We start from the raw sequence: 14,622 nt of genomic DNA on the forward strand, positions 1-14,622 counted from the left end.
TGATCGTCTCCGCCCGTACTGCCGCCCGGAACCGGCGGAACAGCGTTGGTGTTCGTGCGGCCTTCCCCGACCGCACAGCCCGCTCAGCCCGCGCGGGGTGCGCTCTCCGGCAGCTGGGCCGGAAATCCGAGCGTGGTCTCGACCAGCGCGCAGAAGCGCTCCGCGTCGCGGAGCAGGTCGTCGGCCTCGCGCGTGGTCACCGCACGGGGCAGCCCGGCTTCGGCGGCGGCCCGCTTCACCGCGGCGGTGGCGAAGAACGCGGCCCACTCCCCCATCTCCGGAGCCACCTGGGTGAGCAGCACCCAGACGCTGGTCGGCCGCGACCGGGGACGGCGGACGCCCGGCGGGAGCGGGCGCGCCCGGACTGCCAGCACAGCCGCGGCGGCTCGCAGAGCGGCCAGGTGCGCGGTGGCGTAGCGGGGACCGGCCGACTGGGTGACCGCGGCCTCCCCGAGCCCGTGCCTGGCCAGGGCGAGCAGCTCCCGCGGAGTGCGGTGCGGCAGCGCCGAGGCCGGCACCGAGACCGGCGTCCCCCCGGATGCGTCGCCGACGGCCGTGGACGGCCGGACCGAGACGGGGACCGGATAAGTCATTCTTCCTCCTCGAGGATGTCGATCCTGGTGACGGTCCAGCGCCCGACAGTCCAGTCGAAGCGCAGGTCGAAGACGCCGGCGAGGGCGGGGGCCGGCTGCAATGCCGACGGGCTCGCCAGGACCCGCCAGACCTCCTCGTCAGGTGGACGGGATGCGGCCGGCGGTGGGGTGGACAGCTCGGTGGGGTCCTCCGGATCGGCGGCACGCGCCAGCCGGCGGGCTTCGAGCTCGTCCACCACGGGCGGGGAAGGTGGTGGAAGGTCGGGACGCGTGGAGGAGGGGGCTGACCGGGATGAGTGTCGGATGCGGTGGTGCGTGAGAACCTCACGCACCCGGTGGATCTGACCGTTCCAGCGAAACTCCACCGGAGCGTCCGCGCCACCACCGCGCCGGACCTCGGTCTCCTCGGTCACCGTTTCCCCTCCACGCCGTACTGCCGAGTGCCCGGATGGGCACCCGGCGCCGCTCGAGGGGAAGGCAGAGCGGCGCCACCGGCTCGGGCAAGGCGCTTCCCCTCGCCTTACCCGAGCCGGCAGCAGCCTTCACCGCCGGTCAGTAGGGTCGGACCCACCGGCGGTGAAGGAATCCGGCGGTGGGTCGCGACACCCGCTACCGGAAAGGTTCGAACGAGTGTTCGAACCTCTTCTACAGTAACCCTGCCCCGGAACCGGCGCAACGCCGACGCGACGCCGTCTGCCCAGCGTGTTCGCTGCCTGACGGATAACGATCCCCGGAAACCCTTTCGCCACGGATTCCTTCGACGGCAGAGTGGTGGGCAACCGATTCACCGCCCCCTACGCCCCCACCCAAAACCGGAACAGACCATCGCAAGGAGCAAGAACACCGTGGACCGTCGTCGTCTCGCCGACCTGATCAGCCGCGAACGCGCCCGGTACGCCGAACAGCACCCGCGTTCGGCGTCCGCGTTCTCGAACGCAAAGCATCTGTTCGGCCGCACCCCGATGACCTGGATGGCCAAGCAGGCCGGCGGGTTCCCGCTCTACCTCGCGACCGCACGCGGCGCCCGGGTCACCGACCTCGACGGGCACACGTACATCGACCTCTGCCTGGGCGACACCGGTGCGATGGCCGGCCACTCCCCCGCACCGGTCGTCGAGGCCGTCAACCAGCGCCTAGGCGTCCTCGGCGGCGCCACGGCGATGATGCCCACCGAGGACGCCGCGTGGGTCGGTGCGGAGCTGACCCGCCGGTTCGGCCTGCCGCAGTGGAGCCTGTCACTGACCGCCACCGACGCGAACCGCTGGGCGATCCGGCTGGCCCGCGCCGTCACCGGCCGGTCGAAGATCCTGGTCAACAGCTACTGCTACCACGGCAGCGTGGACGAGTCGCTGATCGTGGTGGGGCCGGACGGGAAGCCGGAGGTCCGCGAGGGCAACGTCGGCGCCCCGGTCGACACCCGGATGACCAGCCGCGTCGCCGAGTTCAACGACCTCGAGGGGCTCGCCGCCGAGCTCGCGAACGGCGACGTCGCCGCGGTGCTGATGGAGCCGGCGCTGACGAACATCGGCATCGTGCTGCCCGAGCCCGGCTACCTGGAGGGTGTCCGGCGGCTGACCCGGGAGCACGGCGCGCTGCTGATCAACGACGAGACGCACACGTTCTCGGCCGGCCCCGGCGGATGCACCCGCGCCTGGGACCTGGAGCCGGACGTGCTGACGATCGGCAAGGCGATCGGCGGCGGCGTCCCGGTCGGCGCCTACGGGCTGTCCGACGAGGTGACCGCCCGGATCGAGGCTCGCGACGACCTGGACCTGATCGACATGGGCGGGGTCGGCGGGACGCTGGCGGGCAATGCACTCTCGGTGGCGGCGACCCGGGCGACTCTCGAGCACGTCCTCACCGACGCGGCGTTCGCCGGGATGACCGCGCTCGGTACCCGCCTGGCCGAGGGCACGGCGGCGCTGATCGCCCGGCACGGCGTGCCGTGGTCGGTGGCGCAGCTCGGGGCGCGGGCCGAGTTCCGGTTCGCGGACCCGGCGCCGCGCAACGGGGGCGAGTCGCACGCCGCCGGCGACGCCGAACTCGACGACTACCTGCACGTTTACGCCGCGAACCGGGGCGTGCTGCTGACGCCGTTCCACAACATGGCGCTGGTCTGCCCGGAGACCACCGAGGCCGACGTCGACGCCCACCTCGAGGTGCTCGACGCCGCGGTCGCCGACCTCGTCTGACCATTCCATCGGAAAATGGCACCAACAGGCTCGCAAGCCGCTACCGTCACATCTCGCACTCTGCTCACGGCTCGAGGGAGACGACGGTGTCCTCGCTGCGCTTCCTGCCCACCCGGCGTCGGTGGCTACTGGTGGTCCTCGGCCTCGTGGTCGCGGTCGGGTTAGCGGTGACCTGGGCGGTCGCCGGGCGGGGCGGACAAGCCCCGGTCTCTACCCAGGCGATGTCGACGTCGGTACCCACCGACCCGACGGCGCTGTTCGGCAGCGGGTGCGACGCGCTGCCGGACAGCCCGTCCGACCCCGCGTCACCGTCCGGGATGCGCGGGCGGCCGGTCCGGGAGGTCGTCGAACGGCACCCGCAACTCACCACGCTGCGGGACGCGGTGAAGAAGGCCGGCATGCTGGACAGCTTCGACGGTCGGACCGGGCTGACCATGCTGCTGCCCACCGACGCGGCGTTCGACAAGGTACCGGGGTGGCAGCTGAAGCTGGCGCTGTCGAACAAATCGATGCTCACCGACATCCTGACCTACCACGTCATCGAGAAGCCGCTGAACCCGAAGCAGCTGAACCTCGACGGGCCGTTCACCACCGTGGAGGGCAGCGAACTGCGCGTCCGCGGCTTCGGCGAGAAGCTGCGGCTCGGCGCCCAGAACGCCCACGTGACCTGCGGCAACATCCCCACCAAGAACGCCACGATCTACTTCGTCGACACCGTCTTACTGCCGACGTAAACGTAGTAGTTCGCTCTGACCTGGACCCCGTTCAGGGCGGCGCTGGCAGTCGAGCGGGCCGACGCCGTGACATTTGGCTGGCCGTCATAAGGAGGCCCGCTCGCCTGTCAGCGTCGTCCTGAGCGGGCCGCCCTCAGAACAGGACCGTGGCGAAGGTGCCGACTTGGGTGAAGCCGCAGCGGTCGTAGACCGTGCGGGCCGCGTGGTTGAAGTCGTTGACGTAGAGGCTGACGATCGGCGCCACCGTCCGGAGCGTGTCGGCGACCACCGCCGCCATCGCCGCCGTCGCCACCCCGGTACCGCGCCGGTCCGGGTGCACCCAGACGCCCTGCACCTGCGCGACCCGGGAACTGACCGCCCCGAGCTCGGCCTTGAAAACGACCTCGCCGTTCTCCATCCGCACGTACGAGCGCCCGGCGCGGACCAGCTCGGCGACCCGCGCCCGGTAGGCGACCCCGCCGTCCCACTCGACCGGCGAGACCCCGATCTCCTCGGTGTACATCGCGATGCAGGCCGGCAGCAGGGCATCGAAGTCGCGCATGTCAGCCCGGCGCACCCACGGATCGGGGACCACCTCGGGCAGCACTGCGGTGGCGAGTAGCGGCTGCGAGGCCCGGACCTCCCGCGGCGGCCCCCAGTCCCCCACCAGGTCGTCCCAGAGCGGCAGCACCGCCTTGTCCGGCCCGACGATCGACGAGCAGACCCGTCCCTGCTCCCTCGCCACGTCGGCGAACGCTCGGACCGCCTCCGGCTCGGTGGAGAGCGGCACCAGGTTCGCGCCGGAGTAGCAGAGGCCGCAGATGACCCCATCCAGGGTGTAACCCCAGAGCTGCGCACCCAGCCGCCAACGAGAAATGCCGTGCGACCCCACCCGGGCGGCGACGAACACGCTCGCGACCGGGTCGGCGTCCAGCAACTCCTCGACCTCGGCGCGGTCGGCGTCCCGTAGGACGCGCACCGGCCTGGTGGTCAGCACGGACGGCTCCGACCACCGGCTCCCGGTTCGTGACTCACGTTTCCAGCCTGCCATGAACCAGGGGCTCTGGCCCACTGGCCCGACGGCCACGACATCGGGATCCGGCCTCAGGGAGGAGCGGTCCGTGCATTCTTCGACCGGCCTTCGTCGAGGTCGCTCGATCTCGACGAAGGACCGGAGGGTGCGGAGAGGTCAGTGGACCTCGACCGTCGGGCCCAGGCCGCGCAGCTCCTCGGGGAGTTCCGCACCCATCTCCTCGGCGAGCCTGAGCGCCTCCTCGATCAGCGTCTCGACGATCTGCGACTCCGGAACGGTCTTGATGACCTGTCCCTTGACGAAGATCTGGCCCTTGCCGTTGCCGCTGGCGACGCCGAGGTCGGCCTCGCGCGCCTCCCCCGGGCCGTTCACGACGCAGCCCATCACGGCGACGCGGAGCGGCACGGGCAGCCCTTCCAGGCCCGCCGTGACCTCCTCGGCCAGCGTGTAGACGTCCACCTGGGCACGGCCGCACGACGGGCAGGAGACGATCTCCAGCCCGCGCTCCCGCAGGCCGAGCGACTCCAGGATCTGGTTACCGACCTTGACCTCTTCCACCGGCGGAGCCGACAGCGAGACCCGGATCGTGTCGCCGATGCCCTCGGCGAGCAGCGCCCCGAACGCGACCGCGGACTTGATCGTGCCCTGGAACGCCGGGCCGGCCTCGGTGACACCCAGGTGCAGCGGGTAGTCGCAGGCCCGGGCCAGCTGCCGGTAGGCGTTGATCATCACGACCGGGTCGTTGTGCTTGACCGAGATCTTGATGTCACGGAACCCGTGCTCCTCGAAGAGCGAGCATTCCCAGAGCGCGCTCTCGACCAGCGCTTCCGGCGTCGGGCGCCCGTACTTGGACAGCAGACGCTTGTCCAGCGAGCCCGCGTTGACCCCGATCCGGATCGGCACGCCGGCGTCGGAGGCCGCCTTCGCGATCTCCTTGACCTTGTCGTCGAACTGCTTGATGTTGCCCGGGTTGACCCGCACCGCCGCGCAGCCGGCGTCGATCGCCGCGAAGACGTACTTCGGCTGGAAGTGGATGTCCGCGATGACCGGGATCGGACTCTTCTTCGCGATCGCCGGCAGCGCGTCCGCGTCGTCCTGGCTGGGGACGGCCACCCGGACGATCTGACATCCGGACGTCGTCAGCTCGGCGATCTGCTGGAGGGTCCGGTTGACGTCCGCCGTCGGCGTCGTGGTCATCGACTGGACGCTGACCGGAGCGTCGCCACCCACCGGCACGTTGCCGACCATGATCTGCCGGGACACCCGGCGCTCGGTGAGCTTGGGAGCAGGGGGACGGGGCAGGCCGAGGGAGACGGCGGTCACAGCAAGGGTCCTTTTATCGGGTGGTGAGCGTGATCGGGTTGATGATGTCGGTCGCGACCGTGAGCAAGGTGATGCCGCCGAATATCAGCACCACGGCATAGGTCACCGGCAGCAGCTTGGTGTAGTCGACCCGACCCGGATCGGGCTTCCCACGCTTGGCCGCCCACCACGACCGGACCTTCTCGAACCAGGCGATCGCGATGTGCCCGCCGTCCAGCGGCAACAGCGGGAACAGGTTGAAGACGCCGATGAAGAAGTTCAGGTTGGCCAGCAGCAGGAAGAAGATCGGCCAGATGCCGCGCTCGACGACCTCACCACCGATTCGGCTGGCGCCGACGACGCTGACCGGGGTCTCCGGGTCACGTTCCTGGCCCATGAGGGCATCCCAGAGCTTCGGGATCTTCTCCGGGAAGTTGGCGATCGCCCGGAACGTGCCGGCGAAGATCTGCCCGGTGTAGTCGAGCGCCTGGCCCACGCCGTCGATCGGACCGTAGGTAACGGTCAGCGGGGCGTCCGAGCCCTTCGGGGAGACCCCGAGGAACCCGACCTCCTGCACGTTCGGCTTGTCGGTCCTGCTGATGTCCACGTTGCGGCGGACCGGCGTGACCGTCGTCGTCACCGTCCGACCGTCCCGGACGTAGGTCAGCGAGGCCGGTCCCGCCGGCGCCTTGCGGACCAGCGCCACCAGTTCCCCGTAGGTCGGCGTTCCCACGCCGTTGAACGCGGTGATCCGGTCGCCGGGCTTCAGTCCGGCCGCGGCCGCCGGGGACTTGGGATCGCCCTTCTCCAGCGAGCAGTTGACGGAGTCCGGGCTCGCAGGCACGCAGTCGTTGACCGCGGCGAGGACGGCCGGTTCCTTGTTCGCGTCGTAGTTGACCCGCTCGGGGTTGGGCAGACCGACGAACACCGCCGTGATCCAGAGCAGCAGGATGCCGAGGATGAAGTGCATCATCGATCCGGCGGACAGGACGATCGTCCGTTTCCAGACCGGCCGCTTCCAGAAGACCTTCGACTCGTCGGCGGGGTCGACCTCGTCCAGTGGGGTCATGCCGACGATGCTGACGAACGCGCCCGCCGGGATGGCCTTGAGGCCGTACTCGGTCTCCTTGCGGCGGAACGAGAACAGCGTCGGGCCGAAGCCGATGAAGAACCTCGTGACCTTCATTCCGAAGGCCCGGGCACTCCACATGTGGCCGGCCTCATGGAGCGCGACGGAGATCAAAATGCCGAGGGCGAAGAGAATAATTCCACCCGTGTACGCCATCGGCGCTTACCTCGACCCTTCTACAGCTGATGTAGCTGTCACAGCTGGTCCGGCGCCGGGCCCGTACGCACGGCGATTCGCTTCCGACCGCGCCCAACGCTCGGCGGAGAGAACGTCCTCGACGCTACCTGGCTCGTCCAATAGTTCGCCCGCGTCGGATCCCGCTGTTTCAGCCGATTCGACCACAGAACGTACGGTGTCAACGATACCGGTGAACGGGAGCACACCGGCGAGGAAAGCGGCGACGCACTCTTCGTTGGCCGCGTTGAAGACGGCCGGGAGCAGCCCACCGGCCTGGCCCACCTCGCGGGCCAGGCGCACGGCCGGGAACGCGTCGTCGTCCAGCGGCTCGAACGTCCAGGTGGAGGCCTTCGTCCAGTCGACGGGGGTGGCGGCATCCGGCACGCGGTCCGGCCACGCCAGGCCGAGCGCGATCGGCAGCCGCATGTCCGGCGGGCTGACCTGGGCGAGCGTCGACCCGTCGACGAACTCGACCATCGAGTGGACGAGCGATTGCGGGTGGACGACGACGTCCAGGCGGTCGTAGGGCAGGCCGAACAGTTCGTGCGCCTCGATCACCTCGAGCGCCTTGTTCACCATCGTGGCCGAGTTGATCGTGATGACCGGGCCCATCGACCACGTGGGGTGGGCGAGCGCGTCATCGGGCGTGACGTCGGCGAGGTCGGCGCGCTTCCGCCCGCGGAACGGGCCGCCGCTGGCGGTGAGGATCAGCTTCCGCACCTCGGCGGCGGCACCGCCGCGCAGGCACTGCGCCAGCGCCGAGTGCTCGCTGTCGACCGGGACGATCTGCCCTGGCGCCGCGATCGCTCGGACCAGCGGGCCACCGGCGACCAGCGACTCCTTGTTGGCGAGCGCGAGAGTCCGTCCGGCCTTCAGCGCGGCGAGCGTCGGCGCCAGACCGATCGACCCGGTGATGCCGTTGAGCACCAGCCCGTTCTCCGCCATGGACCACGTGGCGAGTTCGGTCGCGGCGTCCGGGCCGGCGAGGATCTTCGGAAGGGCGAACCGGCCCTCGCTCCAACCACGACGCTGCGCCTCGGCGTAGAACGCGAGCTGGAGATCCTGGGCGGTGCTCGCCCGCGCGACCGCCACCGCCTCGACGCCGAACTCCAGCGCCTGGGCCGCCAGCAACTCGACCTGTGCACCGCCGCCGGCCAGACCGACCACCCGGAACCGGTCGGAGTGTCGGCGAATCATGTCGAGGGCCTGGGTGCCGATCGAGCCGGTACTACCGAGGATGACCACCTCGCGCGAACTCATGGTGCCCATTGTCCCGTACCGGGCCGCGGACCGCGCGGGCGGCCCAAATCGTTCTGCTGCTCGGTGTCCACATCTGAGCAGGTCAGACCGCAGAGGACGGGGTGGGCCGCCCGATCCGACGGGGGCTCCGCCGCCGAACCGTCCGGACCAGTCCGGACAGACAGGACGTCGAACTACAAATCATCCGAACGGTTAGCGAGATCTCGGTCAATGACACTAACGATGAACAGTTCGCACTCGGGCGGTTACCGAAAGCCGCCGGGCTCGTTGAGCGGGATGGCAGGGCGGTTCCGCCGAGTCGATGGAGCACCGGGCGGCTCCTCGGCAGTCAGTACGGGACCGCCGCAGCGGAAGTTCGCGAGGGGGTCTTGGAGTCGTGACTGTGATGGTGAACCGTCGGGAGCGCGTCCGGGCGGCGACGGTCCAGGAAATTAAGGACGTGGCGCGGAGGCAGCTGGTCGGCGACGGGCCATCAGCGGTCTCGTTGCGGGCCATCGCCCGAGAGATGGGAATGACCGCACCGGCTTTGTACCGGTACTTCCCCAGTTTTGATCATCTAGTGCAGTCGTTGGTGACCGATCTGTCGACGGAGCTGTGCGCGGCCGTGGAGCACGCCCGCGACCTGGCGTCGCCGGACGACGCCGGCGCGCGGCTGCTGGCGGTGTGTCGGGCGTTCCGTGCCTGGTCGGTCGGTCACCCGGCGGAGTTCGGGTTGATCTTCGGCGCGCCGACGCCGGGGTACGGCACCCCGGCCTACGGGGCCGGCCCGAGCGGGCTGACGCCGACGCAGACCAGCCGGGCGGCGGCGAGCGACTCGGTCGGTTCGGACGGGGACGAGAGTGCGCCCGCGGCCGAGCGGCTGGACAACGGGGGTGCGCGGTTCGGCCGGCTGTTCCTGTCGGCCTTCGCGGACGTCTGGCGGGAGCGTCGATTCCCGACTCCGGACGCGGACGACCTGCCCCCGCGCCTCACCGAGCAGCTGGCGGCCTACCGTCAGCGGCTGGGCAGCACGCTCCCGCTGGGTGCGCTCGCGGTGGTGTTCGGCTGCTGGATGCGGCTCTACGGACTGGTCAGCCTCGAGGTCTTCAACCACATGAGCTTCGCGCTCGAGGACCCCGAGCCGTTCTTCGAGGGAGAGTTGGCGGAGATCGCGGCACGGCTGGGCATCACCGACGTCGAGCCGGCCCTACACTGACCGCTTTCCACGCTCCGTCGGAGCGTGTCGGTGCGGAACCGGGCCGCACCGGGGTCCGTCTTGTCTCCAGTGAACTCTTTTCGACCGGCGGCTGCCGAGGTCGCTCGACCGCGAGGGTAGGTCGGAGGTCGAAAGAGCTCCTGAGCTCCAGCCCGGAGGGGAGCGCACGCCGGTGAACCTGCGCGCCGCGGACCTCGGATGCGGCCACGCGGCCGTGCTCCGAGGAGCCGCCGGTCCGGTTACGACCGTGCCGACCAGCAGTTCGGCGCAGCCCCACACTCCGGCGCCTCGGCGCCGGAGTGGCCGGCGTCCGGGTCCGGCGGACGTCCGGCGGCTGCTGGCCGACGCACCCGGTGACGGCGACCGAGGGCCCCAGGTCTACGCCCAACCGATCCTCGACCTGGTGTCGGGCGCGTTGAGCGGCTACGAGGCGCTCGCCCGGTTCCGACGTTTCCCGGCGGCAACGCCGGACGACTGGTTCGCCGCCGCCCACCGGGCCGGCATCGGCGCCCAGTTGGAGGCCTACACCGTCGGCAAAGCGCTCGAACTGGGTGCGCGGCGTCCGGCGGGAACCGTGTTGTCGGTGAACGTGAGCCCGAGCGTCATCGACTCACCGGAACTGCAGGCGGTCCTGCCGGACGACCTGACCGGTCTGCAGTTCGAGGTCACCGAGCACGAACTGGCCCACGACGGCGTCGAGTTGCTCGCCGCGCTGGACCGGCTTCGCCGTCGGGGTGCGCGGATCGCGGTGGACGACGTCGGCGCGGGCTTCGCCGGCTTCAAGCGGCTGGTCACGGTGGCGCCGGACGTCCTCAAGCTCGACCGGACGGTGGTCGCCGGGGTCAGCCGGGAGCCACGCAAAGTGGCGCTGGTCGAGGCGATCGTGCACTTCGGGGCACGAACCGGTGCCCGGGTGTGCGCGGAGGGCCTGGAGACCGTCGAGGATCTCGCGGCGGTGACGGATCTCGCGGTCGGGCTCGGGCAGGGCTGGCTGATCGGACGCCCGACCGCGGAGTTCGCGGCCGTCGACCCGGTCGCCAGACAGGCGTGGACGGCGGGTCAACCGGGCGCAGGCCGGGCACCCGGCCTGCGCCCGAGACAACTGCCCGACCTCGCCGAGGTGCTGGAGAGCCTCGCCGAGGTCCGGACGCTCGACGCGGCCGCCGCCGTTCTCGCCGGCGCCGCGACGCTGCTGGGGTGCCAGGCCATCGGGCTGGCGGTGCTGGAGCCGGCCGCCTCCGCAGCCGATCAGCCCCTGCTACGCCTGCTGACGCCGGAGGGTGCGCCGGATCCCCACGCCGATCGTCCGGGCGGGCCGGGGTGGCCGTGGCCGCTACGGCGGGCGCCGATCGCACAGCAGGTCGTGGAGGAGCGAGCGGTCGGTCAGGTGCTCGCCAGTGCCGTCGCGCCGGACACCGCGGAGTGCACCTGGCTCACCGCCACCGGAACTCGGTCGATGGTGCTCTTCCCGCTGGTGTCGGCGGGGCGCGCGGTGGGTCTGCTGGTCTGCGGACGGCGCCACGAACATCCCTGGAGCCGAGCGGAGCTGCGCCCGGCGCGGACCGTCGCCGCAGCCGCCGGTGCGGTGGTCGCCGCGCTCACGCCTCCCGGATGCCCCACGGAGAACCGTAGGCAGTGAGCAGGTCGAGGAACGGCACCGCGTCGAACGCCTCGGGGCCGAGGACGCCGGTCCCCGACCAGACCCCCGACGCCAATAGCTCCAGCGCGACCACCGGGTTGACCGCGGTCTGCCAGACCACGGCCTGCGCCCCGTACTCCGCCATCGTCCAAGCGTTGTCGACGACGTGGTGCAGGTACACCTCGCGTGGACGCCCGTCGACGCCGGTGCCGGTCACCCAGGTACCGGCGCAGGTCTTGCCGCTCATCCGGTCGCCGAGCGTCGCCGGGTCGGGCAGGCAGGCCGCGACGACGTCCCGCGGCGAGACCTCGACACCCCCGACCCGCACCGGGGTCGTCCGGTCGAGCCCGAGCTGATGGAGCGTCTTGAGGACGCCGATGAACTCCGCACCGAGCCCGTACTTGAACGTCACTCGCTTCGCCCCGACCCAGCGCGGGATGAGCAGGACTTCTTCGTGCTCGACGTTCACGCACTCCACCGGGCCGATGTCGGCCGGGAAGTCGAAGATCTCCGGCTCGCTGAACGGCTCGGTGGTGAACCAGCCCCGACCGGCCTCGTAGACGACCGGGGGGTTGAGGCACTCCTCGATCGTCGTCCAGATGGAGAACGAGGGCGCGAAGATCGGCTCGCCGTCGTCGCCGGTCACCACCAGGTTCGCGCCGTCCCGAATCCCGATCTCGTCGATCTCGCTGAAGAGGTGGTCGGCGGCGTACCGCGCGAACACGTCGGAGAGCCCGGGCTCGACGCCCATGCCGACCAGCGCGAGCCGCCCGGCGTCCTTCCAGGCCGGTTCGGCGGCGAACTGGGCCTCCCCCAGCGCGGTACCGACCTGCCGGTACGGCTCGGTCGGGTGCGGCGCGGAGAGCGACATCGCCATGTCGAGGTAGTCGACGCCGGCGCTCTGGGCGGCGGCGAAAATCGGAAGCACGAAGCGGGGGTCGACGGCGTTGAGCACGTGGGTGATCCGGTGCTCGGCGATCAGGGCCTCGATCGCGGCCTGGTCCGAGGCGTCGACGGCGGCGGCCGCGAAACGGGGGTCGGCCGCGGGCAGGGCCCGGGCGGCCCGCGCTGGGTCGTAGTCGGCGACCACCATCGCCTCGAAGAACTCCCGGCGGGCGGCGATCGCGGCGACCGCGCTGCCCACTCCACCCGCTCCGACCACTAATACGCGCATGTCGCTCAGCCTCCCCAGGCATCGCTCGCCACGATAACCGTGGCGCCGAACACCTGTCACCACCGCTTGCGCATGTATCTGCCGCGAACACCGCAGATTCCGTACCGCATGGGTAGTCCACGAGGAGCGGGTCAGGCGGTGGTGAGCACCAGCTCGTGGTCGGGAGGCACCGCGCCGACCAGCGTGCGGAACGCCCCGAACTCGTGCTGCTCCGCCGCGCTCTCCGCGTACGGCGAGATCCGGCTCAGCTCGGTGACGGCCATCCGGATCTCCAACGGGCCGAACACCACGTCGCCCTCCGCGGACCACAGTGCGTCCAGCGTCCGCGTCCACCCCTCGGGGACGCGCCCGAGCACCGTGAAGAAGTCGGGCCCGAGGACGAGCGCGGGCTCCTCCGTCGCCGACGGCTTGCGTCGGAACAGGCCGGCCAGCCCACCCTTCCGCACCGGCCGGACAGCGACGCTCAGCCGCCGGCCGGTCGGCCCCGGAGGATCAGCCGGTAGATCGCCGTCGGAGGGAGCAGCCACTCAGGCCTGCGCCGCCGCGGTCTCTCCCGCCGGGCTGCTCCGCAGGGGATGCCCGACCGACGTGAGACACGAGCCGTCCTTCAAACGCCACTTCCACCCGTGCATCTGGCAGGTGAGGACGCCGTCCTCCACTTTCCCGAACCGCTGCAGGTCGGCCTTCAGGTGCGGGCACCGCCGCTGCACCACCCAGCCGTCGAGCTCGGTGTCCTCGTCGTCGGTGCTCTGCTCGGCGTACCAGCCCTCGGCGTAGTTGAGGCGCTCCTCACCGAGGCACTTGAAGAACGCGTAGACGAACTCGTTGTACGGGCCGACCCGTGCCGCCGAGAACCGGCACGAGAGGAACAGGCTGTTCACCCAGTCGATCTCGTGGATCGCGACCAGGTGCTCCAGCAGTTCCCGCGGAGCCGAGAAGCGGTACCGCGCCCGCTCCCCGTCCCACGCCCGGAACTCCCGCGCCACGAAGTCGAGCACCATGTCGACGTCGCCGCGCTCGGCGTCGACCGCGGTGAGCCGCACCGGGCCGTTGATGCCCTCGGCCATCTTGTCGGCCTGCCGCATCAGCGGCTCGATCCACTCCTTGAGCGCGGGCAGCAGGTCGATCTCCGGGTGCGCCCAGCTCGCCTTCTCGGCCTCGAGCACGTCCTTCTTGCGTGCCGCGTAGGCCCGCAGGTACGGCTCCTTGTTCTCGCCGAACACCGTCGCCGGGTCGTACGGGTGAGCGACCGGAGCGCCGTCGGCGGCGAAGTCGCAGACCGACCCGGGCAGCAGCAGCCGCCCGTTGTCGTAGCCCTTCTCCGCCATGTGGTCGAGGAAGACCTGCTGGTCGGGGAAGATGTTGCCGGGATCGGTGCCGAGGTCGTTGAACTGCCAGAGCTGCTCGTCGAGGAAGCACGGCGGCCCCGCGATCGGCACGACCCAGGTGGCCTTGAGGTCGTCGATGTACCGGATCGTCCGGTCGAACTGACGCGCCCGCTTCTGTTCGCCGAAGACCTGCTTGGCGTGGTCGGTGAGCTCGTACACCATCGGGTACCAGATTGCCCCGGAGTACTGCAGCATGTGGATGTCGACGTGGCCGAGCTCGGCGAACGCCGACAGCTCGGTGGGTCGGGCGTCGTTCTGGTTCAGCAGCTTCGTCGTGCCGTCGTCGAGCCAGAGCGACGAGTCACCGATCGGCCCGTCGGTCGGCGAGATCAGCGCCTGGATCATCACCTTCAGACCGTCGAGGTCGTGGACCACACCGTTGGTCGTCCGGAAGATCTTCGTGAAGCCCAGGTCGCGCAGGGCGTCGTGGAGCTCGTCGGTGGGGTACTCCGGCAGCAGCACGGTGGCCGACTTGGAGATCCGCTTCAGGTTCTCCGGGTCGTAGTGGTCGCGGTGCAGGTGCGACACGTAGAGGTAGTCGACCTTGCCGATCTCGTCCCAGTCGAGCTCGGAGTTGTCCGGGAACGGGAACCACGACCCGAAGTACGCCGGGTTAACCCACGGATCGCAGAGCACACTGCCGTGAGCGGTCTCGATCAGGGCACTCGCGTGGCCCAGGCCCGTCACTCGCACAGCGTTCCGACCCTCCCGCGGCGAGCGACGTCGCCACCATCAACCGACTCCTGTTCGGCCTCCTACCGTAGCCGTGAGGTGGTGTTCCCGAAAAACCAGCGCTCGCGGCGGGCGGAGGGGGGCGGTCTTCCCGG

General features: G+C 70.6%; 13 protein-coding genes and 1 pseudogene. 5 read left to right on the forward strand and 9 right to left on the reverse strand.

Features of this window, described 5'->3' with window-relative positions; all coding sequences use genetic code 11:
- Positions 1-83: 83 nt before the first annotated feature.
- Positions 84-593, reverse strand: a complete 510-nt coding sequence (locus ABEB28_RS21130; protein WP_345729884.1) for an SAV_6107 family HEPN domain-containing protein — start codon at positions 591-593, stop codon at positions 84-86.
- Entirely contained in the window at positions 590-1,006 is a 417-nt protein-coding gene (locus ABEB28_RS21135; protein WP_345729885.1) for a DUF6504 family protein, read from the reverse strand. Before ABEB28_RS21135 ends, ABEB28_RS21130 begins: the two co-directional genes overlap by 4 nt.
- Before the next feature lie 432 nt (positions 1,007-1,438).
- Between ABEB28_RS21135 and ABEB28_RS21140 the strand changes: the two genes are divergently transcribed.
- Entirely contained in the window at positions 1,439-2,785 is a 1,347-nt protein-coding gene (locus tag ABEB28_RS21140; protein WP_345729886.1) for a transaminase, read from the forward strand.
- Between the two features lie 86 nt (positions 2,786-2,871).
- Positions 2,872-3,519, forward strand: coding sequence for a fasciclin domain-containing protein (locus ABEB28_RS21145; RefSeq protein ID WP_345729887.1), 648 nt, complete (start codon positions 2,872-2,874; stop codon positions 3,517-3,519).
- A 133-nt stretch (positions 3,520-3,652) separates the two neighbouring features.
- Here the strand turns inward: ABEB28_RS21145 and ABEB28_RS21150 are convergent, their stop codons facing one another.
- From ABEB28_RS21150 to dxr, 4 genes are all read right to left on the reverse strand, one after another.
- Complete coding sequence (locus ABEB28_RS21150) at positions 3,653-4,495, reverse strand: GNAT family N-acetyltransferase (RefSeq protein ID WP_345729888.1); 843 nt, start codon at positions 4,493-4,495, stop codon at positions 3,653-3,655.
- 192 nt (positions 4,496-4,687) lie between these two features.
- The gene (ispG, locus tag ABEB28_RS21155; RefSeq protein ID WP_345729889.1) at positions 4,688-5,854 is read right to left on the reverse strand and encodes a flavodoxin-dependent (E)-4-hydroxy-3-methylbut-2-enyl-diphosphate synthase; all 1,167 of its coding nucleotides are present in this window, start codon (positions 5,852-5,854) and stop codon (positions 4,688-4,690) included.
- Between the two features lie 13 nt (positions 5,855-5,867).
- Positions 5,868-7,118 carry a M50 family metallopeptidase gene (locus ABEB28_RS21160; protein WP_345729890.1) on the reverse strand — a complete coding sequence of 417 codons (1,251 nt, stop codon included), beginning with the start codon at positions 7,116-7,118 and terminating at the stop codon, positions 5,868-5,870.
- 6 nt (positions 7,119-7,124) lie between these two features.
- On the reverse strand, positions 7,125-8,399 hold the full coding sequence (gene dxr / locus ABEB28_RS21165; protein WP_376981167.1) for a 1-deoxy-D-xylulose-5-phosphate reductoisomerase: 1,275 nt from the start codon (positions 8,397-8,399) through the stop codon (positions 7,125-7,127).
- Positions 8,400-8,784: 385 nt separating this feature from the next.
- On the opposite strand from dxr, the pseudogene ABEB28_RS21170 reads away from it, so the two are divergent.
- From ABEB28_RS21170 to ABEB28_RS21180, 3 genes and pseudogenes are all read left to right on the forward strand, one after another.
- Positions 8,785-8,952: pseudogene (locus tag ABEB28_RS21170) on the forward strand (helix-turn-helix domain-containing protein); the annotation flags it as partial.
- A 6-nt stretch (positions 8,953-8,958) separates the two neighbouring features.
- Complete coding sequence (locus tag ABEB28_RS21175) at positions 8,959-9,594, forward strand: TetR-like C-terminal domain-containing protein (RefSeq protein WP_345729930.1); 636 nt, start codon at positions 8,959-8,961, stop codon at positions 9,592-9,594.
- Positions 9,595-9,841: 247 nt separating this feature from the next.
- Positions 9,842-11,233, forward strand: a complete 1,392-nt coding sequence (locus ABEB28_RS21180) for an EAL domain-containing protein (RefSeq protein WP_345729892.1) — start codon at positions 9,842-9,844, stop codon at positions 11,231-11,233.
- On the opposite strand, the gene ABEB28_RS21185 is transcribed toward ABEB28_RS21180, so the two are convergent.
- From ABEB28_RS21185 to ABEB28_RS21195, 3 genes are all read right to left on the reverse strand, one after another.
- The gene (locus ABEB28_RS21185) at positions 11,193-12,407 is read right to left on the reverse strand and encodes a saccharopine dehydrogenase family protein (protein WP_345729893.1); all 1,215 of its coding nucleotides are present in this window, start codon (positions 12,405-12,407) and stop codon (positions 11,193-11,195) included. The two genes, ABEB28_RS21180 and ABEB28_RS21185, sit on opposite strands and share 41 nt — an antisense overlap.
- A gap of 131 nt (positions 12,408-12,538) precedes the next feature.
- Positions 12,539-12,934 carry a hypothetical protein gene (locus tag ABEB28_RS21190; RefSeq protein ID WP_345729894.1) on the reverse strand — a complete coding sequence of 132 codons (396 nt, stop codon included), beginning with the start codon at positions 12,932-12,934 and terminating at the stop codon, positions 12,539-12,541.
- Positions 12,935-14,482 carry a Rieske 2Fe-2S domain-containing protein gene (locus ABEB28_RS21195; RefSeq protein ID WP_345729895.1) on the reverse strand — a complete coding sequence of 516 codons (1,548 nt, stop codon included), beginning with the start codon at positions 14,480-14,482 and terminating at the stop codon, positions 12,935-12,937. It abuts the gene before it with no gap.
- Positions 14,483-14,622: the final 140 nt, after the last annotated feature.

It is taken from the genome of Cryptosporangium minutisporangium, from assembly GCF_039536245.1.
GTDB lineage: Bacteria > Actinomycetota > Actinomycetes > Mycobacteriales > Cryptosporangiaceae > Cryptosporangium > Cryptosporangium minutisporangium.

Coding starts and splice junctions, on each gene's coding strand:
- ABEB28_RS21130 (WP_345729884.1), bottom strand. CDS start 593: ATGACTTATCCGGTCCCCGTCTCGGTCCGGCCGTCCACGGCCGTCGGC.
- ABEB28_RS21160 (WP_345729890.1), bottom strand. CDS start 7,118: ATGGCGTACACGGGTGGAATTATTCTCTTCGCCCTCGGCATTTTGATC.
- dxr (WP_376981167.1), bottom strand. CDS start 8,399: ATGAGTTCGCGCGAGGTGGTCATCCTCGGTAGTACCGGCTCGATCGGC.
- ABEB28_RS21185 (WP_345729893.1), bottom strand. CDS start 12,407: ATGCGCGTATTAGTGGTCGGAGCGGGTGGAGTGGGCAGCGCGGTCGCC.